Annotated in this window: 19 protein-coding genes; 17 read left to right on the forward strand and 2 right to left on the reverse strand. The window is 67.8% G+C overall.

Features of this window, described 5'->3' with window-relative positions:
- Nucleotides 1-1059, forward strand: a complete 1059-nt coding sequence (locus tag FW760_RS03170; protein WP_236176375.1) for an NAD(P)/FAD-dependent oxidoreductase — start codon at nt 1-3, stop codon at nt 1057-1059.
- Between the two features lie 86 nt (nt 1060-1145).
- Nucleotides 1146-1970 carry an ABC transporter ATP-binding protein gene (locus tag FW760_RS03175; RefSeq protein WP_043861228.1) on the forward strand — a complete coding sequence of 275 codons (825 nt, stop codon included), beginning with the start codon at nt 1146-1148 and terminating at the stop codon, nt 1968-1970.
- Here the strand turns inward: FW760_RS03175 and FW760_RS03180 are convergent.
- Nucleotides 1938-2726 carry an IclR family transcriptional regulator gene (locus FW760_RS03180; protein ID WP_426429156.1) on the reverse strand — a complete coding sequence of 263 codons (789 nt, stop codon included), beginning with the start codon at nt 2724-2726 and terminating at the stop codon, nt 1938-1940. The two genes, FW760_RS03175 and FW760_RS03180, sit on opposite strands and share 33 nt — an antisense overlap.
- A gap of 227 nt (nt 2727-2953) precedes the next feature.
- Here FW760_RS03180 and FW760_RS03185 point away from each other — a divergent pair, with 227 nt between their 5' ends.
- From FW760_RS03185 to qhpG, 9 genes are all read left to right on the forward strand, one after another.
- Nucleotides 2954-5044, forward strand: coding sequence for a TonB-dependent receptor (locus tag FW760_RS03185; RefSeq protein WP_446443577.1), 2091 nt, complete (start codon nt 2954-2956; stop codon nt 5042-5044).
- Between the two features lie 64 nt (nt 5045-5108).
- Complete coding sequence (locus FW760_RS03190) at nt 5109-6419, forward strand: NtaA/DmoA family FMN-dependent monooxygenase (protein WP_446443578.1); 1311 nt, start codon at nt 5109-5111, stop codon at nt 6417-6419.
- Between the two features lie 3 nt (nt 6420-6422).
- The gene (fepB, locus tag FW760_RS03195) at nt 6423-7361 is read left to right on the forward strand and encodes a Fe2+-enterobactin ABC transporter substrate-binding protein (RefSeq protein WP_116053933.1); all 939 of its coding nucleotides are present in this window, start codon (nt 6423-6425) and stop codon (nt 7359-7361) included.
- Nucleotides 7362-7364: 3 nt separating this feature from the next.
- Nucleotides 7365-8369 carry a FecCD family ABC transporter permease gene (locus tag FW760_RS03200; protein ID WP_054914475.1) on the forward strand — a complete coding sequence of 335 codons (1005 nt, stop codon included), beginning with the start codon at nt 7365-7367 and terminating at the stop codon, nt 8367-8369.
- Entirely contained in the window at nt 8366-9403 is a 1038-nt protein-coding gene (locus FW760_RS03205) for a FecCD family ABC transporter permease (RefSeq protein WP_054914476.1), read from the forward strand. The genes FW760_RS03200 and FW760_RS03205 overlap by 4 nt, the downstream gene beginning before the upstream one ends.
- A gap of 169 nt (nt 9404-9572) precedes the next feature.
- The gene (locus FW760_RS03210; protein WP_088515045.1) at nt 9573-11486 is read left to right on the forward strand and encodes a sigma-54-dependent Fis family transcriptional regulator; all 1914 of its coding nucleotides are present in this window, start codon (nt 9573-9575) and stop codon (nt 11484-11486) included.
- Nucleotides 11487-11491: 5 nt separating this feature from the next.
- The gene (locus tag FW760_RS03215; protein WP_116055342.1) at nt 11492-13225 is read left to right on the forward strand and encodes an ABC transporter ATP-binding protein; all 1734 of its coding nucleotides are present in this window, start codon (nt 11492-11494) and stop codon (nt 13223-13225) included.
- Nucleotides 13215-13895 (forward strand): subtilisin-like serine protease QhpE, encoded by a 681-nt coding sequence (gene qhpE, locus FW760_RS03220; protein ID WP_104572477.1) that lies wholly within the window; start codon nt 13215-13217, stop codon nt 13893-13895. The genes FW760_RS03215 and qhpE overlap by 11 nt, the downstream gene beginning before the upstream one ends.
- Entirely contained in the window at nt 13888-15192 is a 1305-nt protein-coding gene (gene qhpG, locus FW760_RS03225; RefSeq protein ID WP_116055339.1) for a flavin-dependent monooxygenase QhpG, read from the forward strand. Before qhpE ends, qhpG begins: the two co-directional genes overlap by 8 nt.
- Before the next feature lie 4 nt (nt 15193-15196).
- Here the strand turns inward: qhpG and FW760_RS03230 are convergent, their stop codons facing one another.
- Nucleotides 15197-16516 (reverse strand): hypothetical protein, encoded by a 1320-nt coding sequence (locus tag FW760_RS03230; protein ID WP_054914478.1) that lies wholly within the window; start codon nt 16514-16516, stop codon nt 15197-15199.
- Between the two features lie 303 nt (nt 16517-16819).
- Between FW760_RS03230 and ccsA the strand changes: the two genes are divergently transcribed.
- The 6 genes from ccsA to FW760_RS03260 all read left to right on the forward strand — a co-directional run bounded on the left by ccsA (nt 16820) and on the right by FW760_RS03260 (nt 25538).
- On the forward strand, nt 16820-19006 hold the full coding sequence (gene ccsA, locus FW760_RS03235) for a cytochrome c biogenesis protein CcsA (RefSeq protein ID WP_446443579.1): 2187 nt from the start codon (nt 16820-16822) through the stop codon (nt 19004-19006).
- A 240-nt stretch (nt 19007-19246) separates the two neighbouring features.
- Nucleotides 19247-20764 (forward strand): quinohemoprotein amine dehydrogenase subunit alpha, encoded by a 1518-nt coding sequence (gene peaA / locus FW760_RS03240; RefSeq protein WP_104572475.1) that lies wholly within the window; start codon nt 19247-19249, stop codon nt 20762-20764.
- A 72-nt stretch (nt 20765-20836) separates the two neighbouring features.
- Nucleotides 20837-22267 carry a quinohemoprotein amine dehydrogenase maturation protein gene (gene peaB, locus FW760_RS03245; protein WP_116053936.1) on the forward strand — a complete coding sequence of 477 codons (1431 nt, stop codon included), beginning with the start codon at nt 20837-20839 and terminating at the stop codon, nt 22265-22267.
- A gap of 1 nt (nt 22268) precedes the next feature.
- On the forward strand, nt 22269-22592 hold the full coding sequence (qhpC, locus tag FW760_RS03250) for a quinohemoprotein amine dehydrogenase subunit gamma (RefSeq protein WP_054914481.1): 324 nt from the start codon (nt 22269-22271) through the stop codon (nt 22590-22592).
- Nucleotides 22593-22623: 31 nt separating this feature from the next.
- The gene (peaD, locus tag FW760_RS03255) at nt 22624-23781 is read left to right on the forward strand and encodes a quinohemoprotein amine dehydrogenase subunit beta (protein WP_446443580.1); all 1158 of its coding nucleotides are present in this window, start codon (nt 22624-22626) and stop codon (nt 23779-23781) included.
- Between the two features lie 56 nt (nt 23782-23837).
- Nucleotides 23838-25538, forward strand: a complete 1701-nt coding sequence (locus FW760_RS03260; protein WP_116053939.1) for an AMP-binding protein — start codon at nt 23838-23840, stop codon at nt 25536-25538.
- Nucleotides 25539-25554 lie beyond the last annotated feature (16 nt).

Here is a 25554-nt window from a genome sequence, read left to right on the forward strand (position 1 = left end):
GTGCACGACGTGCTGGTGGTGGGCGCCGGGCCGGCCGGCACGGCGCTGGCCATCCGCCTGGTGCAGGCCGGGTTGCAGGTGGGGCTGGTGGAGCGTGAACCCGAGGCTGCGCTGCGCCCCGGCGAGTGCCTGTCCCCCGAGGCGTTGCCTGCACTTGCCGCACTGGGGCACGCCGACCTGCTCGACGACAGCACCGTGGCGCGACGCTGCTGCGGCGTGCAGTCGATCTGGCTGACCAGCGAGCCGGTATTTCGCGACTACTTCTGCGAGCGCGCCGCCCATGGCGCGTTCCTGGAACGACGGGTGTTCGACGCCCGGCTGCGGGAAAGGGCGGCGGCGCTTGGGATCAACCGTGAAGACGATGTGCGGGTGACCCATGCCGATTTTGCCGACGACAGCATTACCCTGGGCGGTCGGCGAGGTGAACACCCCTGGCGCGGGCAGGCACGTTTCGTGGTGGATGCCACCGGCAAGGCCAGTTGCATCGCCCGGCTCGGCGGGGCACGGCGCCAGCGCCTGAGTCGCCAGGTGGCCGTCGCGGCGCGCCTGCCGCGAGGTGGCTCGGAACTGGCCGACACCGAGTGGCTGCTGATCGAGGCGGATGCCCAGGGCTGGTGGTCCGGGGCCACCACCGCCAGCGGCCAGCGTCACCTGGTGCGCTTCTTTCCCGGCGGTGACGGTCAGCGCACCGCGCCGCAGTTGGCCGAGCAACTGCAGCGCACGCGCCTGATGCAGCGCTATGCAGGTGCCGACGAACTGGCCGCAGCGCAGGTTCAGGTGCTGGATGCCGGCTGTAGTGCATTGCAGCGCTGTGCATCGGCGCACTGGCTGGCAGTGGGCGAGGCGGCCATCGCCTTCGACCCGGTGTCGTCCCAGGGGCTGACCCACGCCCTGGGTGCCACCGACCTGGCTGCCCGCGCCATCCTGGCCAGGTTGCAGCAGGGCCGTCTGGACCTGCTGCACCAGTACGACCGGCACACCCGTATCACCCTGGGGCATTCGCTCAAGGGCCTGGCGCGGCACTACGCGCAGTGCCAGCCGTTGATGGCGGCGGGCTGAGGGCAGGGCGCCGGCGTTCCGGATTGCGGAATAAATTCCTCATCTGCAATACTGGCGCCGAATCCCTTCACTGGAACACCCTCTCCATGACGTATCGCCTGCAGGCTGACGCCGTGACGCTTCGCTACGACCAGCGCACGATCTCCACGGACCTTTCGGTGGCTATCACCGAAGGGTCCTTTACCGTCATCGTCGGCCCCAATGCCTGTGGCAAATCCACCTTGCTGCGGGCCTTGTCGCGCCTGCTGGTGCCTTCGAGCGGCACGGTGCTGCTCGATCAGGTCGATATTCACACGCTCGCGGCCAAGGACGTGGCCCGGCGGCTCGGCCTGCTGCCCCAGAGCGCGGTTGCGCCCGACGGCATCACCGTGGCCGACCTGGTGGCCCGCGGGCGCTACCCGCACCAGTCGTTCCTGCGCCAATGGTCGCAGGCCGACGAACAGGCCGTGACCGCAGCCATGCAGGCGGCGCAGGTCAGCGAGCTGTCCGAGCGCCTGCTGCAGGAGTTGTCCGGCGGCCAGCGCCAGCGGGTATGGATCGCCATGGTGCTGGCGCAGCAGACGCCGGTACTGCTGCTCGACGAGCCCACCACCTACCTCGATATCGCGCACCAGATCGAACTGCTGGAACTGCTGGCCGAGCTCAATCGCCAGGGCCGCACCATCGTTGCGGTGCTGCATGACCTCAACCAGGCGTGCCGCTATGCCTCGCACCTGATCGCCATGAAGGCCGGCGCCATCGTCGCCCAGGGCGACCCGGCGCGCATCTTCACCGAGGCCCTGGTGCAGGAGGTGTTCGGCGTGGCCTCGATGATCATCGCCGACCCGGTCAGCGGCACGCCGCTGCTGGTGCCCTTGTCGCGCGAGCGGGCGGTGGTGTCAGGCGCCTTGCCACGGCAGGCCGCCGGTTGACTGGTTGACCCGGCTGGCCGCCCGGAACAGCGCATCGCGGTCTTCGGGCGTCTTGAGCTGACCCAGGTCGGTCACCGTGGTCACCACACACACGATCTCGCCCTGGGCGTCGAACACCGGCGCGGCCTGCCCGGTGACATTCGACAGCAGGTGGCTGGTCTTCTCGGCCCAGCGGCTGCTGCGCACCTCGTCCAGCACAGCCTTGGCCGGCGCCGTGCCGCGAAAGTGCGCCGGTTGCAGCTTGCGCGCCGCATCGATGGTGGCCTTGGGCAGGAAGGCCTGGAACACCAGCCCGCAGGCGGTGTTGTCGATGGGCAGCACGTCGCCCAGGGCCAGCGGGTTGATCGAGAAGAACGCGCTGCGGTACCAGCGCACCAGCGTCGGGCCACGGTCGGTCCAGATCGCCACGCCGCCGCTGGCCGCATGCTGGTGGGCCAGCGCCTTCATGTGCTGGGCGGCGATCTCCACTGCATCCACCCGCTTGAGCGCACCGATACCGATGCTCAGCGCCGCCGGGCCCAGGTCGTACAGGCTGCTGGCCGGGTCCTGCCTGGCCAGGCCCTCCTTGACCAGACTCTGCAGATAGCGGTGCGCGGTGGACGCGCCGGTCTGGGTGCGCCGCGCCACTTCCCCCAGGGCCAGTTCGTGCTCGGCGCTGGCCAGTACGTTGAGAAAGCGGGCGGCGATGGCGACGGACTGAATGGTGCCCGAACGTTTTTCGCCCGGCGCGTGCGGGGCGTCATCCGCAGCTGGAATGGTTTTTTTCAACGGGCCTCTCCTCATCGCCGGCTGGCGGCTGTTCCTCATCAGGCATCAAGTGTGCGCCGCTTGTGCGCGGCGTCGGTGCGCATGATACCGACTTTTCCGAGCGCTGGCCGGGCCCCTGGATTTACCACATTGCAGAATCAATTCTCTATTGAGGAATGAAGTGGCCACATGATACCTTTCGCACAAACGATTATGATTATCATTTGGAGCGTATCTTGAAGGCCTATTCACCCCTTGAACTCACCTGCGGTTTCAGCGTGCTGACCCTGGCGACCGTGCTCGGCATGGCGCCTGCGATGGCCGATGATGCCGTTGCTGCCCCGGGCAAAGGCGCAGTCACCTTCGAACCGATCATGATCACCGGGGAAAAGCTCGAGCGTGACCTGAAGAACACCGCCTCCTCGGTGTCGGTCAAGACTGCCCGCGACATCGAGCGCCAGAACACCGGCAACGCCAGCGTGCATGAAGTGCTCAATGACGTGCCCAACGTGATCTACACCGACTCGGTAGGCGCGCCGATCATCCGCGGCCAGGACACCCAGGGCCCGAACAACGGGCAGAACCAGTTCTGGGGCGGCACCGTGCCACGGGCCACCATCAACCTGGACGGCCACTACCTGAACTACAACGAGATGTTCTTCGGCGCCACCTCGGTGTGGGACGTGGACAGCATCGAGGTGTTCCGCGGCCCGCAGACCACCTCGCAAGGCGCCAACGCCATCGCCGGCGCGATCATCGTCAACACCAAGGACCCGACCTTCACCCCCGAGGCCGCCTACCAGGCCGAGATCGGCAACTACAACGCCAAGCGCACCTCCATCGCGCTGTCCGGGCCGCTGATGGGCACCGACCTGGCCGGGCGCCTGGCGGTGGACTACTCGGCGCGCGATACCTTCATCGACTACACCAACCCCAACTTCCAGAAGGGCAAGACCGACCACGACTTCAGCGCGCTCACCACCCGCGCCAAGCTGCTATGGCTGCCCACCGACATCCAGGGGCTGGAGGCCAAGTTCACCTTCTCGCACAACGATAGCAACCGCCCCACCCAGGAAGCCGCCTCGGCGCCGTACCACAAGCTCGACCACACCACCACGACCATGCCCAGCTGGGAGCAGAGCACCAACACCAGCGTGCTGGACGTGAGCTACGACTTCGACAACGGCCTCAAGCTGATCAACCAGGCGCAGTATTCGTTGTCCAGCGTGCAGCGCTACACCGGCATCCCGGGGCAGGGCGACGCCGACATCAAGCAGAAGAACCTGTCCAACGAAACCCGCCTGGTGTTCGGTGACCAGCACAGCGTGCTCAGCGGCGCCACCGGCCTCTACGTGGCGCGCACCAGGACCGACGAAACCCTCAACCTGGCCGGGCTGTCGGCGTTCGACGACACCAAGGAAAACTTCGGCCTCTTCGGCGAGCTGAACTACCGCCTGAGCGACCTGTGGACCCTGAGCACGGGCCTGCGCTTCCAGCAGGACCGTATCGAGCGCGACGGCAACTCGGTGCTGGCGCCCACTGCGCTGGACTACCAGAAGACCTTCACCGCCGTGCTGCCCAAGGTATCGCTGGCCTACGCCGCGACCCCGGACTGGACCGTGGGCGCGATGGTCAGCCGCGGCTACAACCCGGGCGGTGTCTCGCTCAACCTGTCGACGCGCCAGTGGCAGTACTTCAAGGAAGAGTCGGTGTGGAACTACGAGCTGTTCACCCGCGCCAGCCTGCTCGATGACCGCCTGCGCCTGAGCGGCAACCTGTTCTACATGGACATGAAGGATTCGCAGTACAACATTCCGGTGGTGATCTCCACCGGGATCAGCCAGTCCTACACCATCAATGCCGAGAAGGCCCACGCCTACGGTATGGAACTGAGCGCCGACTACCAGCTGCTCGACAGCCTGACCCTCAAGGCCAGCGCCGGCACCCTGCGCACGCGCATCGACCGCATCACCAGCAACGACAGCTACCAGGCCAACGAGTTTGCCAAGTCGCCCGGCTACACCCTGAGCTTCGGGCCCAGCTGGGACGTGACCGACAAGCTCAACCTGTCGGCCCAGGTGCGGCATATCGACGGCTACTACTCCGACACGGCCAACAACTCGTCGTATTCGGTCGACTCCTACACCCTGACCGATGCCCGCGCCAGCTACCAGTTCACCCCGGCGGTGGAACTGTACGGCTACGTCAAGAACGTGTTCGACGACCGCTCGGCCACCTACCTGCAGCAGAACCGCGGCATCGGCGGCACCGAGGCGAGCATGACCACGCCACGCATGTTCGGCGTGGGCGTCAAGGGCTCGTTCTGAATCAACCCACTGTCAACGGCGGCCCTGGGGCCGCCGTACTCGATCACCTGCACCCGGAGCTTTGATGACATCGCCCAAGCGACTCCATATCGGCCTTTCACTGGCCCCCACCTGGCTCAGCGGCGACGCCTGGCGGCGCGCCGACAGCAACGTCGAGGGCCTGTTCACCAGTGCCTTCGCCATCGATCTGGCGCAGCGCGCCGAAGCGGCGCACCTGGACTTCGTGTTCCGCCCCGACGTCAGTTGCCTGCCGGTGGAAATGCTCGAAAGCGGCCCTGGTTTCACCAGCCTCGACCCCACCATCCTGCTGGCCGCCGTGGCCCAGCAGACCTCGCACATCGGCCTGGTGTCGACGGTGTCGACCACCTTCTATCCGCCGTATGTGGTGGCGCGCCAGCTGCAATCGCTGAACTGGATCAGCAACGGGCGCGTGGGCTGGAACATCGTCACCGCCTTGCAGGGGCACGAGAACTTCGGCCTTGAGCAGATGCCCGACGCCGACGAGCGCTATGCGCGGGCGGCCGAGTTCACCGAGCTGGTGCACCAGCTGTGGGGCAGCTTCCCGTTCGAGGCGCTGACCATCGACCGTGCCAATGGCTGCTATGCCGACACCACCCAGGTGCACCCGGTCAACCATGAGGGCACCTACCTCAAGGTCAAGGGCCCGCTGAACCTGCCAGCCTTCCCCGGCACGCGCATTCCGCTGATCCAGGCCGGTGCCTCGGAGTCGGGGCGGGATTTCGCCGCCTCGGTGGCCGACCTGGTGTTCGCACCCACGCCCGACAAGGAAGCGGCGCTTGAACTGCGCCGTGACCTGGGCCGGCGCGCCGAACGCCATGGCCGCTCGGCGCAGGCGATCCGCCTGCTGCCGGGCCTGAGCCTGTACCTGGCCGACACCCGCGAGCAGGCCCGGGCGGTGTTCATGCAAACCCACGGGCGCATGAACCGCGCGCGCAAGCTGGCCTCTATCAAGGAAATGACCGGGCTGGACCTGGCCGACTGGCCCCTCGACCGCCCGGTGACCCGCGCCGACCTGCCGGTGGTTGCGCCGGACGCCTCCAGCCGTACCCACAGCAGCCTGCTGCGCCGGCTGATCGAGCGCGAGTCGCTGAGCATCGACCAGCTGCTGCTGCGCCCCGAGGTGATCTCGGCGGCGCACTGGCAGGTGGTCGGCACCGTCGACGATGCCTTCGAGCAGATCGCGGACTGGGCTGCCAGTGGCGCCATCGACGGCTTCATTGCCGCGCCCGGTGGCTCGGTCGAGTCGCTGAACCTGTTTCTCGACCAGTTGATGCCACGCCTGGTGCAGGCCGGCCTGTTCCGCGAGGGCTACAGCGGCTCGACCTTCGCCCACCACCTTGACGAGCAGGGCTAGACGATGAAAAAGACTGTGGTGGCCGTGCTGGCCATCGTCGCTGTGGCCAGCGCCGCCCTGTGGCTGGCCCGGCAGCCCGCCGAGCTTGCGGACGAGGCGCCGACGGCGTCGGCGCAGGCCTCGCCCAAGCGCATCGTGTCCACCTCGCCGAGCGTGACCGGCATCCTGCTGGCCATGGACGCGCCGCTGGTGGCCAGTGCCGCGACCACGCCCAGCCGCATCTCCGATGCCAAGGGCTTCTTCACCCAGTGGGCCGAGGTGGCCGACCAGCGCGGCGTGCAGGTGCTGTACAAGAACCTGGTGTTCGACCTCGAAGCGGTGGTCGGGCAGGCACCCGACCTGCTGGTGGTGTCGGCCACGGGGGCCGACAGTGTGCTGCCCCACCAGGCCGAGCTGCAGGCCCAGGGCATCGACACGGTGGTGGTCAACTACGCCAACCACAGCTGGCAGGAGCTGGCGCGCCAACTGGGGCAGGCCAGCGGCCTGCAGGCCCAGGCCGAGGCGGCCATCGAGCGCTTCGACGCCTACGCCGCGCAGGTTGCAGCGCGCATCACGCCACCTGCCGGCGCGGTCAGCGTGGTGGGTTACAACCTGGGTGGCAGCTATTCGGTAGCGCGCCTGGACAGCCCCCATGCGCAGCTGCTGGCAGCTCTCGGGTTCGCGGTGGCCGGCTTGCCGCAAGGGTTGCAAGGGCAGGTCAAGCGCAGCTCCGACGTGGACTTCATCTCCCGTGAAAACCTCTCGGCGGCCATCACCGGCGACACGGTGTTCCTGCTGGGCGGCAGCGACGCCGACGTGCAGGCGTTTCTCGCCGACCCGGTGCTGGCCAACCTGCCGGCGGTGGTGCACAAGCGGGTGTATGCACTGGGCCCCAGTTCGTTTCGCATCGACTACTACTCCGGGCGCGAGATGATCGACGCCGTGGCGCGGGCGTACCGCTGAGCCATGGTGCGATCAAGACGTTGTCAGGGCCTGCTGCTGGGGCTGCTGTTGCTGGTTGTGGCGGTGCTGGCGAGCCTGGTGGTGGGGTCGCGCAGCATCGGCGTGGCCCAGGTGTTCGAGGCGCTGTCGGCCTACGACCGGCTCGACGACCAGCACCTGATCGTGCGCGAACTGCGGGTGCCACGCACGCTGGTGGCGATACTGGCCGGGCTGGCGCTGGGCCTGGCTGGTGCGATCATGCAGGCGGTCACCCGCAATCCGCTGGCCGAACCGGGACTGCTGGGCATCAACGCCGGGGCCGGGGTAGGGGTGATCGTCGGTGTGGCCGTGCTGGGCCTGAGCAGCATGAGCGGCTACGTGTGGTGCGCCTTCGTCGGCGCCGGGCTGGCCGGGGTGGCCGTGTTCATGCTGGGCCGTGCCCAGGAGACCGGCACCAACCCGGTGCGCCTGGTGCTGGCCGGCGCCGGTCTGTCGGTGATGCTGGCCTCGGTCACCGGCATCATCATCCTCAATGCGCCGGCGCAGGTGTTCGACCAGTTTCGCCACTGGGCATCGGGCTCGCTGGAAAAGAGCGGCTTCGAGGCGGTGGGGGTGCTGGCGATGGCCGTGGTGCCGGGCGCTGTCACGGTGCTGGCGCTGGCCGGCAGCCTCAATGCCATGGCCCTGGGCAAGGACCTGGGCCTGGCGCTGGGGGTGAACGTGCGCCTCACCTGGCTGCTGGCCTGCCTGGCAGTGATGCTGCTGGCCGGCGCTGCCACCGCCGCTGCCGGGCCGATCGGCTTTGTGGGGCTGGTGGCGCCGCACCTGGCGCGCCTGCTGGTGGGCCCGGACTACCGCTGGATCCTGCCGTACTCGGCACTGTTTGCCGGCGTGCTGCTGTTGGGGGCCGATGTGCTGGGCCGGGTCGTGGCGGCGCCGGCGGAAGTGGCGGCGGGTATCGTCGCGCTGCTGATCGGCGGGCCGTTCTTTATCGCGCTGGTGCGCACATTCCGGTTGAGCAAGCTATGAACACTACCGCTACACGGGTCGTCCGCCTGGCCGCCCTGTCGTTTCGCTGGCAGCCACGGGGGGTGCTGGTCTGTGCCGTGCTGGTGCTGCTGGCCCTGGGGCTGGGGGTGCTGCTGCTGGGCATCGGCACCTTGCCGTTGACGCCGGGCCAGGTGCTGGCCAGCCTGCTGGGGGCAGGGCCGAGCCCGACCACCGAGCGCATCGTGCTGCGCGTGCGCCTGCCGCGGGTGCTCACCGCGTTGTGCGTGGGCGCTGCATTGGGCATGGCCGGCTCGATCTTCCAGTCCATCTCGCGCAACGCGCTGGGCTCGCCCGACATCATCGGCTTCACCACCGGGGCGGCGAGCGGGGCGATCGTGCAGATCATCCTGTTCGATGCCGGCCCGCTGGGGGCGTCGCTGGCGGCGGTGATCGCCGGCGTGGGCACCGCTGCGCTGGTGTTCGTACTGTCGATGAAGGGCCGCACCACCGGCGGCTATCGCCTGGTGCTGGTGGGCATCGGCGTGGGCGCGATGCTCTCGGGGCTCAACACCGTGCTGCTGGTGATGGGCAACCTCGACCAGGCCATGTCGGCGCAGATCTGGCTGGCCGGCTCGCTCAACACCCGCACCTGGTCGCATGTGCTGCCGGCGGCGCTGGGCCTGCTGCTGGTGGTGCCGGTGGCGGTGTACCACGCACGGCGCCTGAACATCCTCGAACTGGGTGACGACAGCGCCGCCCAGCTGGGTGTGGCGGTGGAGCGTACCCGCTTGCTGATGGTGATGGCGGCGGTGGGCCTGACCGCGATCGCCACCGCGGCGGCCGGCCCGATCAGTTTCATCGCCCTGGCCGCGCCGCAGCTGGCACGGCGCCTGACCACCTCGGCGCAGGTGCCGCTGGTGAGCGCAGCGCTGATGGGGGCGGTACTGCTGTTGGCCGCCGACCTGCTCAGCCAGCGTTTTGTGGCCAACCTCAACCTGCCCATCGGCCTGACCACCGGCCTGCTGGGCGGGGTGTACCTGCTGTGGCTGCTGGCGCGCAATCGGCGCGCCTGAAAGGAGGACGACACGTCGCGACTCATCACCTTTACGTAAACGTAACCTTGTGCCACTCTGCCGATCAGGTTGTCGGCGCCTGCGGGTGACGGCCCTGCAAATCTCAAGCACACTCCCTTGAGTTACATTGCCTTAAGTGCACAACGTTCGACGGGCGCTGGAGTAAGCGATGGCACGCACCATTCTAATAAAAAACGCCGCTGACCCTTTGCAGGAGTCACGCCAGGCACGCATGAAACTGGTCCATGACGGGGAGTTGCCGCTGGGCATGTTACGCGACGAGATCGATGCCTCGTGGCGGCGCAGCCTCGGCCATGGCCTGAGTTGCCTCGAAGGCGAGCGGCACGAGCTGGCCGCCCCGCAGCGCGGTGAACTCAAGCGCCTGCTGGAAAGCAACCGGCTGCTGATCGACGCCGCCACGCCGGAGCTGGAGTACCTGGTGTCGCGCCAGGGCAAGGGCGGCATCATCATCCTCGGCGACGCCCAGGCCAACGTGCTGGCCATCGAGGGCAACACCGAGCCATTGCGCCAGACCGGGTTGCGCGACCTGCACCCGGGCAGTTGCTGGAGCGAGTCGGTGCGCGGCACCAATGCCATCGGCACCGCCGTGGTGGAAGGGCGCCCCACGCTGATCAACTGCGGCGAACACTACCTGGACCGCCTGAGCCCGTTCTCCTGCACCTCGGTACCGCTGCGCGACCCGCGCGGCGAGATCATCGGGGTGCTCGACCTGACCCGCGAAGGCGTCATGGCCCAGCCCCAGGACAACCTCTCGACCCTGCTGCTGGCTGCCGGCAACATCGAAAGCCGCATGTTCGGCCTGTGCTACCCCGAGCAACTGGTGGTGGCCTTCCACAACCGCCCGCAGTACCTGGGCAGCGCCTGGCACGGCCTGCTTGCCCTGAGCCTGGACGGCGAGGTGCTGGCGGCCAACGACCAGGCCTGCGCCTTGCTGCAGGTATCGCGCGCCGCCCTGGTGGGGCGCAGCTGCAGCGACCTGATCGGCGAACGCTCCAGCGCCTTCATCAGCCGGGTATGGCAGGGCGGCATCAGCAGCGTGCAGACCGCCAAGGGCGAGTTCTACTTCCGCTCCCAGCACCTGCCGCGCCAGCCCGTGATTGCCGCGACACCTGCACCCGCTGCCCCGGTGGCCGCGCAGAAGAGCGTCGACCTCGAGGCCCTGGCCGGGCGCGACAGCAGCCTTGCGCGCACCTTGCGCATGGCCCTGCAGGGCCTGAAGAACGAACTGCCGGTGCTGCTGCTGGGCGAAACCGGCACCGGCAAGGAAGTGGTGGCGCGCGCCCTGCACCAGGCCAGCCCGCGTGCCGGCAAGCCGTTCGTGGCGGTCAACTGTGCGGCCATACCCGAGGGGCTGATCGAGTCCGAACTGTTCGGCTACCGCGAAGGGGCCTTCACCGGCTCGCGCCGTGGCGGCATGGTCGGGCGCCTGATGCAGGCCCACGGCGGCACCCTGTTTCTCGACGAGGTGGGTGACATGCCGCTGGCCCTGCAGGCACGCCTGCTGCGGGTATTGCAGGAGCGCCGGGTGGCGCCGCTGGGCGCCGGCGAAGAGCAGGACATCGACGTGGCGGTGATCTGCGCCACCCACCGCGACCTCAAGCGCCACGTGCTTGAGCAGCAGTTTCGCGAAGACCTCTACTACCGAATCAACGGCGTGAGTCTGCGCCTGCCGGCACTGCGCGAGCGCGACGACCTGGGCACCCTGATCGACAGCCTGCTGCACAAGTTCGGCGCCCACGGCGTGCGCCTGAGCAAGGAGCTGGCCGCGTTGCTGAACAACTACGACTGGCCCGGCAACATCCGCCAGCTGGAGATGGTGCTGCGCTCGGCGGTGGCCATGCGCGAGCCGGGCGAGCCACTGCTGGGCCTGGAACACCTGACCGACTGCCTGCTCGAAGACCTCAGGGGCAGTACCCAGCAGCCCGGCAGCATCCGCGAAAACGAGGAGGAGCTGATCCGTGGCGCCCTGGCGCGTCATCACGGCAACATCACCGCGGCAGCCGATGCCCTGGGCATCAGCCGCGCCACGCTGTACCGCAAGATCAAGCAGCTGCGCAGTTGAACCGCCTGGGTCGAGTGCTGCTGCGCCTGGTCAATACCGACGACCCGCAGCTGATGCGCCGGGCGCTGGCCTGGCTGTACGGCTTCGTGCGGCCCCACGGGCGGGCGATCGGCGTGCTGCTGGGGTTGTCGCTGGGCGCCTCGCTGCTGGTGCTGGCCCAGCCCTGGCTGGTCAAGACCCTGATCGACGAGGGCCTGCTGGCCAAGGACTTCGAGGTGCTGTGGCACATGGCGGCGATCATGGTTGGCGTGGGGCTGGCGAGCACCGTGCTGTCGGGGGTCAACCGCTACCTGCACACGCGCCTGTCGGGGCGCATCCTGTTCGCCCTGCGCGACGACCTGTATGGCCACCTGCAGCAGCTGTCGCCCAGCTTCTACGGGCGCAAGCGGCTGGGCGACATCCTTTCGCGGCTCGATGGCGACGTCGCGGAAATCCAGCGTTTTGCGGTGGATTCGCTGTTTTCGGCGGTTTCCAGCCTGATCGGCCTGGTGGGCGCGGTGAGCCTGATGCTGATGCTGTCGTGGCAGCTGACCCTGCTGCTGGCGGTGCTGATTCCCATCGAGGTGCTGTGGCTGCGCTGGATGCGGCGCAAGGTGGAGCGCGAGGTGCGCCAGCTGCGCGAACGCTCGGCCGATGTCTCGTCGTTTCTGGTCGAGACCCTGCCGGCGATGAAGTTCATCCAGGCTGCGGGCCAGCAGCAGCGCGAAGCCGGGCGCCTGGGGCGACTGGGCCAGGGCTACATGGGGCAACTGCTCAAGGTGCAGGTGACCGAGTTCCTGACCCAGGCGGTGCCGGGCACCCTGACCTCGCTGTGCCGCGCCGCGGCGTTTCTGGTGGGCGGCTACTGGGTGATCCAGGGCACCTGGCAACTGGGCGCGCTGATTGCCTTTTCCACTTATCTGGGCATGGCGGTGGGGCCGGTGCAGAGCCTGTTGGGCCTGTACGTGGCGGTCCAGCGCATGGCCGTGAGCCTGGGCCGGGTGATGGAGTTGCAGCAGGAGCCGGTCAGCGTGACCCAGCCGGCCGCGCCGCAGCCGATGCGTGACGGCGGCGGCGAGCTGCGCCTTGAAGGAGTGTGCTTTGCCCATGAGCAGCGTCGTGGCGCGGTGCTGCAGGATGCCCGGGTGTGCATCGGCGCCGGGCTCAAGGTTGCCATCAGCGGCGCTTCGGGGGTTGGCAAGTCGACCCTGATCGACCTGCTGCAACGCTTCTACGACCCTGACCAGGGGCGCATCCTGCTCGACGGCCAGGACCTGCGCGACCTCGATCTGCTGGCACTGCGCCGGCGCATTGCGGTGGTCAGCCAGGACATCGTGCTGTTTCGCGGCACCCTGGCGCAGAACCTGGCCTACTGCCGGCCCGACGCGAGCCGTGCAGAACTGGAACAGGTGGTGGGCCTGGCGCGCCTGGACAGCCTGGTGCACAGCCTGCCCCTGGGCCTGGACGGGCCGCTGGGTGAACGTGGGCAGCAGTTGTCCGGTGGGCAGAAACAACGCATCGCGATTGCCCGCGCCCTGTTGCAGCAGCCATCGATCCTGGTGCTCGACGAAGCCACCTCGGCGGTCGACGAGGCCACCGAGCGCGAGGTGATCGCGGCCATCGACCAGCTGTTCGCCGGGCGCACGCGCATCCTGATCAGCCATCGGCCGTCCACCCTGGACGGCGCGGACCTTCACCTGCACCTCGAGGACGGGCAATTGCGCTGTGTACAGCCGCAGCCCGTGCGGCATGGGCACTAGCCTGCGTGTCGGGGTGATCGACAGCGGGTGCTCGGCGCATCAGGCCGGGCCTATCGCCGGTGGCCGGCGTTTCTGGCTGGAGCACGGCGAGTTGCGCGAGGGGCAGGTGCAGGCCGATGTCCTGGGGCATGGCAGCCGGGTACTCGACTGCCTGCTGGCCCAGGGCGGTGCCGGCGAGGTGCTGGTGGCGCAGGTGTTCGACCGCCACTGGCAGACCTCGGCATTGCAGGTGGCGGCGGCGCTGCTGTGGCTGGTGGAGCAGGGCGCGATGCTGGTCAACCTGAGCCTGGGCCTGCAGCAGGACCGCAATGTACTGCGTGCGGCCTGCGCCGTGGCCGTCGAGGCCGGGGTGCTGCTGTGCGCATCGAGCCCGGCGCGCGGTGCGCCGGTGTACCCGGCGCGTTATCCGGGGGTGATTCGGGTAACCGGCGATGCCCGCTGCGCGCCGGGCCAATGGTCGTGGCTCGACACGCCCCAGGCCGATTTCGGCGCTGCGGTCGATCCGGCCAGCGGCGTGGCGGGGGCGAGCCTGGCCAGTGCGGCGCTGTGCGGCCAGGTGCGCGCACTGTTGACGGCGCAGCCGAACGCGGGTCGCGAACAGGTACTGGAGCATCTGCGCCAACAGGCCGCCTTCATTGGTGCAGAACGCCGTGGGGGCGTGCATGGCTGAGCCGCGCATCCTGATACTGGGCGCCGGGCCCGCAGGCGCGGCGTGCGCCATGGGGTTGCAGCGCCTGGGCTACACGGTCGAGCTGGTGTGTGACTGGCGCCGGTTCGAGGCGGTGGAGGGCGTGTCCCAACGGGTGCTCGACGGCCTGCGCCATGCCGGCCTTGGCAGCGCACTGGAACAGGCAGCCATGCCCGCGCGCCGCCAGGTGCACTGGAATGGCCAGCAGCAATGGCTGAACCAGGAATGCCTGCTGGACCGCCGCCGCTTCGATGCCGCCCTGCGCGATGACCTGCGCCGGGCCGGCGTGGGCTTGATCGAAGCACGGGTGAGCAAACTGCACAGCACGGCGCACGCGCACCAGGTGCAGCTTAACGATGGCCGGGTGCTGCATGCCGATTTTCTGGTGGAGGCACGCGGGCGCCAGGCCCCGTTGACGGCGAGCCGCCTGCGCGGCCCCGAAAGCGTCAGCCTGCTCAGTGTGTGGCAGGGCGCGCCGGCCGAGCCGGTGTCGGCGGTGCAGAGCCTGGCCGACGGCTGGGCCTGGATGGCGCGCCTGGCCGATGGCCGCTGCTATTGGCAGATCAGCCTGGACAGCAGCGCCGGCGGTCTGCCGGGCAAGGCGCACCTGCCTGAGTACTATGCCCGGCGTCGGGGCGAATCGGCACTGGTGGCCGAGGTATTCGGCGCGGCGGCCGGGCAGGCGGTGCCGGTGCATGCGCGCAGCAGCACGGCGATCCTGGCAGGCGCATGCGCGGGGCACAACTGGCTGCGCATCGGCGACGCCGCCATGGCGGTGGACCCGCTGTCGGGCAACGGCATCTTCCAGTCGCTTTCCTCGGCCCTGCAGGCGCCCGCAGTGATCAACACCCTGCTGCGCCGCCCCGGGCAGCAGGCGCTGGCCCTGCGCTTTCATCAGGAACGTATCGAGCAGCTGTTCCTGCGCTTCGCCCGCATCGGCCGGGATTTCTATGCCCAGGAGGCAGACAAGGCCGGGCAAGCGTTCTGGGGCCCGCGCCAGGTGTGGCCGGATGCGCAACCACTGCACCTGGCCGGGGACTTCCGCCAATGGCAGGTGCAGCAGCGCCCGGTGGTGAGCCACGGCTTCATCGAACAGGCCGAGGTGGTGGTGGGGCCCGACCAGCCGCTGGGTATCTGGCACCTCGACGGCGTGCCGCTGGCCCCGTTGGTACGTGGGGTTCAGGCCGGTCAGCCATTGCAGTGGCTGCTGCACGGCAGGCCGGCGCCGGAACAGGCCAGGCTGCGCGGCTGGCTGGCCGCGCAGGGGTACCCGGTGTGACACCTCAGAAAAAGGTGCCCACCAGCAGTTGCAGGTAGGTGCTGGTGTCGCTGCTGCCCAGCTGCAGGCCGCCGTTGTCGGCACTGCGATCAGGCTTGTAGAAACCCAGCAGCGGGCTGATCAGCAGGTGCTCGTTGACCATCCACTCCACGTACAGGTCCAGCTCGCGGCCACCCAGGTTGCCACGCGCCTTGTCCAGGGTATCGAAGTCGAAGTACAGCGCGCCAAGGGTCAGGTTCTCCCGTGGCGTGGCCTTGAGGCCCACGTGATGCACCTGGCTGTTGCTGTTGAACGGGCCGGCATAGTTGGCCGCGACCTCGCCCTGGAACCAGGTGCCGTAGCCGCGGCTGGCCCCGTAGAACAGCGGGTCGAAGGCATTCGAGAAGCGGCTGTAGCGGTAGGTGGCGGTCGGGCTCCAGGGCACCTCGGAGAAGGTCCAGGCGCCTTCCAGGTACCAGGCGTTCTCGCGCCCGCTGCGTTTGTCCTGGGTCACGTATTCGGCGGCCACCTCCAGGTCCTTGACCCCCAGGCTGCCGCGCCCGCGCAGGCTGACAGTATCCATGCCATCGCGCTCCTGCAGGCCCAGGATCGACGCATAGCGCCGGTCGACATCCAGGCCGCGAATCCATGAAATGCCCAGGGTGCCGGCTTCGCCCACCTGTTCGAGGTTGGCGATGGCAAGCTCGGTATCGGCCTGGTAATGGTTGTCCGACTTCAGCCACATCAGGTCGCCGCGCAGGCCCTCGCTGCCGCCCAGGCGCAGTACGGCCGTGCGGTCGAAGGCCTTGCGCGCGGCCAGGTAATAGGCGCCGCCGCGGTTGAAGTTCGCGCCCAGGTCGACCTTGCCAAGGTTGACCGGATCACCCTGGATCAGAAAGCCGTCGCCCAGGGTCAGCGTCTGGCGGCCGGCGGAAACGTCCACGCCGTCCTTGCCCAGCGCCGGGAACAGGTCGCCGGAGCGCCAGCCCAGGTAGGCATCCTCGACGCCGGTGCGCCGTTCGCTGCCCAGGGTCAGGCCGGCGGCGTCGCCGTCGCCCCAGGTTCCGGAGCTGACCAGGTTGAACGCGCCGTAGGCCGTGCCCGCAGCGCCCAGTGCCTGGCTCGCACTCAGCCCATACTTGATATAGCCCTCGCGCCAGGCACTGCTGCCGGGCTGACGGTTGCCGCCCACCGCGTAGCTTTCGTCACTGTGAAATACGCCGAACAGGGCCTCGAGGTCGGCGTTCAGCACGCGGCCCTCGTTGTTGTACAGCTCGTGGGCCTGGGCGCTGCAGGCCATGAGGGCAAGCGTCAGCGCCAAGGGCGTGCGGGCGGCTCGAATCATCGGTGTGCTCCTTTCTTGTTGTTATCGAAGGTGTGCAGCGAGCTGCACCGGCTCAAGCAACTACTGCGCCATGCCTGCACGACGCGTGCAACCCGATGAAATGTCGGCGATTTGTCTCCCAGCCCGGCGAGATCGAGGCGGGCCGTACTGTCTCAGCCGCCCATCGACTGTCTCAGAACGGCACACACGCACGCACTCCCAGGATGCCTTGAAACCGGCCAAGCTGCTGTTCTGGCAGGTGAAACCTGGCCTGGCGCAGTACTTGTATGGCCGCTTGCACAACAACAAGAAGGAGTGGGCGTCGTGAGCGATCTGCGATGGGATACGTGCTGGCCACCGGCCCTGGGGCTGCTGCTGTGCTGCGCGCTGCTGTGGTGGCTGCCCCAGGTGGGCAACCTGCTGCTGGTGCTGATTGCCGGGCTGGTGGTACTGGGCGCCGTGCGCGCCCGGCTGCGCCAGATACTCTGGCGGCTGGCGCTGGTGGGGCTGTGTGCGGCGTGCCTGAGCCTGGTGATGCACCTGCTGGCCGACCATTTCCAGCTGCGCTACATCTGGCTGTACAGCAGCGCCACGCTGCCGGCCTACCTCAAGGTCGCCAACCTGTGGGGCGGCGATGAAGGCACCGTGCTGCTGCTGGCAACCCTGTGCATGGGCATCGGCGTGCGCAATGCCGCGCTGCCGGGCTGGGCCGGGCGCGCCAATGCGCTGGTGGCGGCCTGGTACACCCTCACTGCCGCAGGGTTGGGGCCGTTCACGGCAACGCCGGCCGACTGGCTGGCGGCCCAGGCGAGCCAGGGCATGAACGCACACCTGCAGACGATCTGGATGGCGTTTCACGCGCCGCTGATTATCGCCGCCTATGCCTGGGCCATCGCCCCGGCCGGTGCTGCGCTGGATGCACTGGCACGTACCGGCGACGCCTACGGTGCGCTGGCATGTACCTACGGCAGGCGCGCCTGGCTGGTACTGACCGCCGGCATCGGCATGGGCATGGTGTGGGCGCTCGAAGACTTCACCTTCGGCCAGCTATGGCACTGGGACCCGGTGCAGACAGCCGCCTTCGCGGTATGGGCGATGCTCGGCGCGGTATTGCACGGGGCACGGCGCTGGCGGCCGCAGGGCCGCCACTGGCGCGCGCTGCCGCTGTTCAGCCTGCTGACTGCGGCGCTGGCCTGCATCGCCATGTCGGTGACGCGCAGCGAGGTGCTGGCCAGTTCACACCGCTATATCGGTACCACTTCATGGCTGGGGCACCTGGCGCTGGCGGGGGGCATCCTCGGCCTGATGCTGTGGTTTGCCTGGCGAGCGTTCAGGCGGCCGGCGGCGCAGGCCCGCCCAGTGCGCCGGTCGGCTTCGGACTGGGGGCTGGACCTGTCGATGTGGCTGTTCGCCGTGGCCGCGTTGCTGGCGGTGGGCCAACTGCTCAGCGCTCATGTCGGTCAGTGGCTGGCGCTGGAGAAGGCCTCGGAGCTCAAGCCGTTCTTCGAGACCCTGGCCGTGTGGGCCAGTGCCGAGGAGCTGGCCGGTCTGCGCCGGGCCTTCGATCACTGGGACGTGGACGGCCATGCCCTGGGCAAGTGGCTGATGCCCGTCATCGGCTTGCTCGGGCTGCTCGGCGGGTGGGGGTTCCTGCGGCGCAGCCTGCCGGCGCGCTACGCCGGCCTGATTACCCTGGGCATGGCGCTGTGGGTGGCGCTGACGGCCTGGCGCGGTGCCTGGCTGACCTCGCGCTACACCGGCGAAGGGGTGCTGTCCCAGCGCATCGTGCAGGTGCTGCCGTGGCTGGACGCGGCCCTGCTGGCCGGAATGTTCCTGCTGCTGGCGTGCCTGGCCTGGGGCATGCGGGTGCTGTGGCGCAGCCGCCGGCTCGGCACCCTGCGCCATACGGCGCCGTTGGCGCTGATTCACGGTGGGGCGATGGTGGCGCTGGCCGGTGGCCTGCTGGCCACGGCACTCAATACCTACATGCCCATCAATATTGCCCCGGCTTCATCACCGCAGGCGTGGCACCGGGTGGCCGATCAGTTGCAGGTGCGCGTGCTGCCGGTAAGCAGCCAGCAGAACTTCTCGGGCTACCAGGCGGTGGCGCAGGTGCAGTTGCGCAGCGACGACCAGGTCATCGCCGGGCATGCGCTGTTCCAGGACCGGCGCGCATTGCCGCCGGCCTATCAGGGCCCGGTGCGACAGCTGTGCGAAATCCTCGACTACCGTTATGCACGCCATGTGGGCGACCCGGGCTATGTGCTGCACCCCTTCATCGTGCGCGGCTGGGCCCAGGACCTGCAGGTATGGGTACCGGCCTCGCCACGCCTGATGACGGCCGCCGGCACGCTGGACGGTGGCGACGCGATCCAGGGGGTGATCGTGGTACGGCGCTATCCGTTCGTGTCGCTGGTGTGGCTGGGGTTGCTGGCGATGGTGCTCGGCATGCTGGTGCTGCCGGGCCAGGCTCACCCGGCCAGGCAGTGGTCTCAGCTGTCTCAGAGTTAGACAGTCATCGCGAAATTGCACGCCTGGGCAGCGCTGGAATCAATGTTGTTTATCAGGAGTATCCAGTAACTATTTGTTAAGCAAGGAATTAATTTTGTTGGCATGCACTCTGCTTGGTGTGAGTCAGATGTGCAGTACAGCCCCTCGCCGGGCGCGGACGATTTATAAAAACAATACCGTGGAGGCCTGACCTTGAAGACAACTCGACTCCGGCATTACCTGAGTGCCGGCACCCTGGCCATGCTGGCCTGTGCTGTTCTGCCCCCCGCCGTGGCCGAAGATGGCAAGGCGATTCTCAATGCCAAGTGCATGGCCTGCCATACCCCCGAGGGCAACGACGCCCTGAGCCGCATCAGCCACCAGCGCAAGACCCCCGAAGGCTGGCTGATGAGCATTGCGCGCATGCAGTTGATGTACGGCGTGAAGATCAGCGATGAAGACCGTCGCTCGGTGGTCAAGTACCTGGCCGACAGGCAGGGGCTGGCACCCAGCGAGACCGATGGCATGCGCTACGCGATGGAGCGGCGCCTGAACACCGTGGAGAAGTTCGACGAACCCCTCAACCAGATGTGTGCCCGCTGTCACTCCGGCGCGCGGGTGGCGCTGCAGCGTCGGCCGCTGCAGGAGTGGGAACGCCTGGTGGAGTTCCACCTGGGGCGCTGGCCGTCGCTGGAATACCAGATGATGTCCCGCGACCGCGACTGGCTGGGGCTGGCGCGCAACGAAGTGGCGCCCCAGCTGGCCAAGGACTACCCGCTTGAGAGTCAGGCCTGGAGCGACTGGCAGAAGAGCAAGCCGGGCGCCGACGCACTGCCCGGGCAGTGGAGCTTCAGCGGCCACATGATGACCAGGGGCGATGTGCGCGGCGTGATGAGCGTGACCCACGACAGCGGCGACACCTTCAACATCGAGGTCAAGGGCCAGTATGCCGACGGCACGCCGTTCAATGGCAGCGGCTCGGCCATCGTCTACAACGGCTACGAATGGCGCGGCAACCTGAAGATCGGCGATGTGCGCATGCATCAGGTATTCGCGGCCCTGAACGGCGAGATGAAAGGGCGCATGTTCGAGACCGAGCACGACGAGCGCGGCCTGGACTTCAGCGCGGCCAGGCAGGACAGCCCCCGCCTGCTGGCGGTACAGCCGGCGTTCATCCGCGCCGGCAACGAGGCCGAGCTGACCCTGGTGGGCAGCGGCCTGTCCGGCACCCCGGACCTGGGCGCAGGCGTTGAGGTGGTCAAGGTGCTGGAAAGCACCCCGCAGCTGTTGCGGGTCAAGGTCAAGGCGGCAGCCGATGCCGCGCCGGGGCTGCGCAACGTGGCCCTGGGTGCGCTCAAGGGCGTGGACCTTGCGGTGTACACCGAGGTCGCCGAGGTCAAGGTGGTGCCGGCGTATTCGGTGGCGCGCATCGGCGAGAACGGCGGCACCACGCCCAAGGTGCAGGGCCGCTTCGAGGCCGAGGCGTGGGGCAAGGGCGCCGATGGCCAGCCTTACCGCATCGGCTACCTGCCGGCCAAATGGACGGTGGAGCCGTTCAACGAGCAGGCCAGGGACGACGAGGACGTGAAGTTCGCCGGCACCATGCAGCGCGACGGGGTGTTCCTGCCTGCCGGCGCCGGGCCGAACCCGCAGCGCAGGATGATGGCCAACAACGTCGGCAACCTGAAGGTGATCGCCCAGCTGGAGGAGGGTGGCCTGCAAGGCGAAGGGCAACTGATCGTCACGGTGCAGCGCTGGAACAGCCCGCCGCTGCCCTGACCGCGAAGGCGGTGGGCGAGCGCGTCTCGCCCGGCTTTGCCACGACGAATCGTCACATTTGCGGAGGTCACCATGGGTGCATTATTGAATCTGGTCGAACGCAACCTGCACGAAGTGCGGGTGGACGACGACCGCATGCTGTTCCACATCCCCAGCAGCTCGCTGTTCGCCACCGATGACGTTACCGGCGGCATCATCGACGCCCTGCGCGTGCAGAGCTGCACCAGCGAAGACCTGGTGCTGCGTCTGGCCGGACGCTTCACCGGGCATGACGTCAACGAGACCCTGCGCGAGCTGATCGCGCTGGAAGTGGTCAACGACGGCTCGCCGCTGACCCCGGAGCTGGGCATCAGCCGGGTCGAGCGCACAGCGCTCAACACCGTGGTGCTGAACGTCAACACCGGCTGCAACCTCAGTTGCACCTACTGCTACAAAGAAGACCTGGACAAACCCTCGGCCGGCAAGAAGATGGGCGCCGACACCGCCGAGGCCTCGGTGGAGATGCTGCTGCGCGAGTCGCCCGACGAAGAGCGCTACAGCGTGGTGTTCTTCGGCGGCGAGCCGTTGTCCAACCGCCCGCTGATCGAGCACATGGTCAACTACTGCGAGCGCCGCTTTGCCGAGGCCGGCAAGCAGGTGGAATTCATCATGACCACCAACGCCACGCTGCTCACCGAAGAGATCGTCGACTACCTCAATGCCCATCGCTTCGGGCTGTCGGTGAGCATCGACGGGCCCAAGACCGTGCACGACCGCAACCGCATCACGGTGGGCGGGCAGGGCACCTACGACGTGGTGCGGCGCAAGGTCGACCTGCTGCTGTCGCGCTACCGCAGCCGCCCGGTGGGCGCGCGGGTGACGCTGACCCGTGGCATCACCGACGTGGAGACCATCTGGAACCACCTGTTCAACGAGCTGGGCTTTGCCGAGGTCGGCTTTGCGCCGGTCACCTCGGGCGACATGTCCGACTTCAACCTCACCGGCGACGAACTGGTGGAGGTGTTCGCCAACATGAAGGCCCTGGGCCGGCGCTACCTGGAGGCGGCGCTGGAGCACCGCAACATCGGTTTTTCCAACCTGCACCAGCTGATCACCGACATCCACGAAGGCCACAAGAAGGCGCTGCCCTGTGGGGCCGGGCTGAAAATGCTGGCGGTCGACCACAAGGGCGAGCTCAACCTGTGCCACCGTTTCACCGGCTCCAGCCTGCCGACCTTCGGCAACGTGCACGGCGAGGTCAAGCAGGCCGAGCTCAACGACTTCCTGTCCCAGCGCCTGGACCGCAGCGGTACCGGCTGCGACACCTGCCACATTCGCAACCTGTGTTCCGGCGGCTGCTACCACGAAAGCTACGCCCGCTATGGCGACCCCACCCATCCCACCTACCACTACTGCGAACTGATGCGCGACTGGGTGGACTTCGGCATCGAGGTCTACAGCCGCATCATGGCCGCCAACCCGGCCTTCATCAGCAGTTACATCACCCCGCGGAAGGCGCACTGACATGAAACATCTGAAGCCGCTGAACAACAAGGCACTGATTCTGGAACAGGCCGCTGCCGAGGACCGTCTCGAGGAAGTGGTGGCAATGAGCAGCGTGGCCGGGTGCACCGCCACCACCGACCCGGGCTGGGAGGTGGACGTGTTCGGTGGGGTGGCGTCGCTGTGCCAGCCGATGGAGGCCGACCTCTATGGCTGCTCCGACCCGTGCTGGTGGCCGGCCCAGGTGCCGGACATGATGAGCACCTTCCCCGACTGGAACAAGGACGCGCAAAGCTCCGACGAGGGCTGGCGCAACCTCACCACCGTGTTTCCGAACGACAAGTGACCTGACGACAAGAATAAAAAAGGATACCGCTATGAAGCTTCAGTTCATCGGCCGCATGGCCGCGACGAGCTTGGGTCTGTTTGCCATCTGCACCGCTGCCGGTGTCGGCCTGGCCTTCGCCGCCAGCGACGTACCCGCCAACGCGTCGGGGCCTGCGCTCAAGCCGGGCAAGGAATACCTGCTGGCCACCAACTACCCCAACAACCTGCACCTGATCGACGTGGCCAGCGACACGCTGTACAAGACCTGCCAGATGCCCGACGCCTTCGGCCCGGGCGCGGCGCAGGTGGCGCCGGACAAGAAGGTCGCCTACGTGCTCAACAACCACTACGGCGATATCTACGGCATCGAGCTGGACACCTGCAAGACGGTGTTCCATGCGCGCCTGGCGTTCAAGCCGGGCGAGCAGGCCAAGTCGATGCTGTCGCTCGCCGTCAGCCCGGACGGCAAGGAACTGTACAGCGTGGCCAACCCCACGCAGATTCTCAACGACCACTATGCGGTGCAGGCGCCGCGCCTGCAGGTGTACGCCACCGACGCCGGGTTGAACGCCCAGCCGCTGCGCACCTTCGAGGTGCCGAGGCAGATCTCGATCATGCAGGCCGCGGACGACGGTAGCCTGTACATGGCCGGGCGCGACATCTACAAGCTGGACGTGAAGACCGGCCAGTACAGCGTGGCCTTGCCCACCGGCAGCTGGAAGCGCCCGCGGTACAGCCCGCCGGACCTGCTCTACATCTGGTCTCACCAGACCGCCCGGCGTGATTTCTCGTTGCTCTACACCGCCGCGAAGTACAAGGACGAGAAACAGGACGCGGACACCGCCGACTTCGTCTACGGCTACGTCAGCGTCGACCTGACCACCGGCAAGACCCAGGTTCAGGACTTTGCCCCGGTCACCGAGGTGTACTTCACCGGCATGCGCTCGCCCAAGGACCCCAACCAGATGTTCGGCGTGCTCAACCGCCTGGCCAAGTACGACATCAAGCAGCAGAAGCTGATCAAGGCCGCGAACCTGGCGCATTCGTACTACTGCATCAGCTTCGACAAGGCCGGCAGCAAGCTGTACCTGACCGGCACCTTCAACGACGTGGCGGTGTACGACCCGGACAGCCTGGAGCTGGTGGCGAACATCAAGCTGCCAGGCGGCGACATGGCCACCGGTACCGCACAGGTATTCACCCGCTGACTCAACGCAGGCGGGCAACCGCCTGCGCCGGCCCATAACAATCACAAGGGGCAACCATGAATCAACCGAGCTATACCCAGGGGCGTCAGGACAAGGACCTGCTCGCCATGACCATCGGAGCGGCGTTCGACGCCACCGCGGCCAGGTTCGCCGCGCGTGAAGCGCTGGTGGTGCGCCACCAGGGCCTGCGCTACAGCTGGCAGCAACTGGCCGAGGAGGTCGAGCGCCACGCCCGGGCCCTGCTGGCCCTGGGGCTGCAGCGCGGCGATCGCCTGGGCATCTGGGCGCCCAACTGCGCGCAGTGGTGCATCACCCAGTTCGCCAGCGCCAAGGTCGGCGTGATCCTGGTCAACATCAACCCGGCCTATCGCAGCAGCGAGCTGGAATACGCGCTCAAGCAGTCCGGCTGCAACTGGGTGATCTGCGCCGACGCGTTCAAGACCAGCGACTACCACGCGATGCTCCTCGGCCTGGTGCCGGAGCTGGCCAGCGCCGCCCCCGGCAGCCTGAACTGCCAGCGCCTGCCGGCCCTGCGCGGTGTGGTGAGCCTGGCCGAGCAACCACCCCCAGGCTTTCTGCCCTGGGCGGGCCTGCAAGGCATGGCCGAGGCGGTGACCGTGCAGGCCCTGGCCGAGCGCCAGGCCGGCCTGCACTGGCACGACCCCATCAATATCCAGTACACCTCCGGCACCACGGGTTTTCCCAAGGGGGCAACCCTCAGCCACCACAACATCCTCAACAACGGCTACATGGTGGGCGAGAGCCTGGGCCTGACCGAGCACGACCGGCTGGTGATCCCGGTGCCGCTGTACCACTGCTTCGGCATGGTCATGGGCAACCTGGGCTGCCTGACCCATGGCTCGACCATGATCTACCCCGGGGATGCCTTCGACCCGCTGAGCACCCTGCGCGCCGTTGCCGAGGAGCGTGCCACCGTGCTCTACGGTGTGCCGACCATGTTCATCGCCGAACTGGACCACCCGCAGCGGCATGAATTCGACCTGTCGAGCCTGCGCACCGGGATCATGGCCGGCGCTACCTGCCCGATCGAGGTGATGCGCCGGGTGATCGACGAGATGCACATGAGCGAGGTGCAGATCGCCTATGGCATGACCGAGACCAGCCCGGTGTCGCTGCAGACCGCTGCCGAGGACGAGCTGGAGCTGCGCGTCACCTCCGTGGGGCGTACCCAGCCGTGCCTGGAGAGCAAGCTGGTGGACAGCGACGGGCTCACGGTACCCCGCGGGCAGATCGGCGAGCTGTGCACCCGTGGCTACAGTGTCATGCTCGGCTACTGGGAAAACCCCGAGGCCACCACCGCGAGCATCGACCACGAGGGCTGGATGCACACCGGCGACCTGGCGGTGATGGACGAGCAGGGCTATGTGCGCATCGTCGGGCGCAGCAAGGACATGATCATTCGCGGGGGAGAGAACATCTACCCGCGGGAGCTGGAGGAGTTCTTCTTCACCCACCCGGCCATCGCCGACGTACAGGTGATCGGCATTCCGTGCAGCCGTTATGGCGAGGAGATCGTGGCCTGGGTCAAGTTCCACCCCGGACACAGTGCCAGCGAAGACGAACTGCGCGAATGGGCCAGGGCGCAGATCGCCCACTTCAAGGTGCCGCGGCACTTTCGCCTGGTGGACGAGTTCCCCATGACGGTCACCGGCAAGGTGCAGAAGTTTCGCATGCGCGAGATCAGCATCGAGGAACTGACCCTGGCCAGGCAAGGCCAGCTGGCGGCCAGGGGGTAGGCCTGCGCCGCCGGGT

The sequence above is a fragment of the Pseudomonas sp. 1176_21 genome (assembly GCF_052850635.1).

Bases quoted from the DNA above. Each gene is read 5' to 3' on its own strand.
- FW760_RS03175 (WP_043861228.1), top strand. From the start codon at position 1,146: ATGACGTATCGCCTGCAGGCTGACGCCGTGACGCTTCGCTACGACCAG.
- FW760_RS03190 (WP_446443578.1), top strand. From the start codon at position 5,109: ATGACATCGCCCAAGCGACTCCATATCGGCCTTTCACTGGCCCCCACC.
- fepB (WP_116053933.1), top strand. From the start codon at position 6,423: ATGAAAAAGACTGTGGTGGCCGTGCTGGCCATCGTCGCTGTGGCCAGC.
- FW760_RS03200 (WP_054914475.1), top strand. From the start codon at position 7,365: ATGGTGCGATCAAGACGTTGTCAGGGCCTGCTGCTGGGGCTGCTGTTG.
- FW760_RS03205 (WP_054914476.1), top strand. From the start codon at position 8,366: ATGAACACTACCGCTACACGGGTCGTCCGCCTGGCCGCCCTGTCGTTT.
- FW760_RS03210 (WP_088515045.1), top strand. From the start codon at position 9,573: ATGGCACGCACCATTCTAATAAAAAACGCCGCTGACCCTTTGCAGGAG.
- qhpE (WP_104572477.1), top strand. From the start codon at position 13,215: ATGGGCACTAGCCTGCGTGTCGGGGTGATCGACAGCGGGTGCTCGGCG.
- qhpG (WP_116055339.1), top strand. From the start codon at position 13,888: ATGGCTGAGCCGCGCATCCTGATACTGGGCGCCGGGCCCGCAGGCGCG.
- FW760_RS03230 (WP_054914478.1), bottom strand. From the start codon at position 16,516: ATGATTCGAGCCGCCCGCACGCCCTTGGCGCTGACGCTTGCCCTCATG.
- peaA (WP_104572475.1), top strand. From the start codon at position 19,247: ATGCTGGCCTGTGCTGTTCTGCCCCCCGCCGTGGCCGAAGATGGCAAG.
- peaB (WP_116053936.1), top strand. From the start codon at position 20,837: ATGGGTGCATTATTGAATCTGGTCGAACGCAACCTGCACGAAGTGCGG.
- qhpC (WP_054914481.1), top strand. From the start codon at position 22,269: ATGAAACATCTGAAGCCGCTGAACAACAAGGCACTGATTCTGGAACAG.
- peaD (WP_446443580.1), top strand. From the start codon at position 22,624: ATGAAGCTTCAGTTCATCGGCCGCATGGCCGCGACGAGCTTGGGTCTG.
- FW760_RS03260 (WP_116053939.1), top strand. From the start codon at position 23,838: ATGAATCAACCGAGCTATACCCAGGGGCGTCAGGACAAGGACCTGCTC.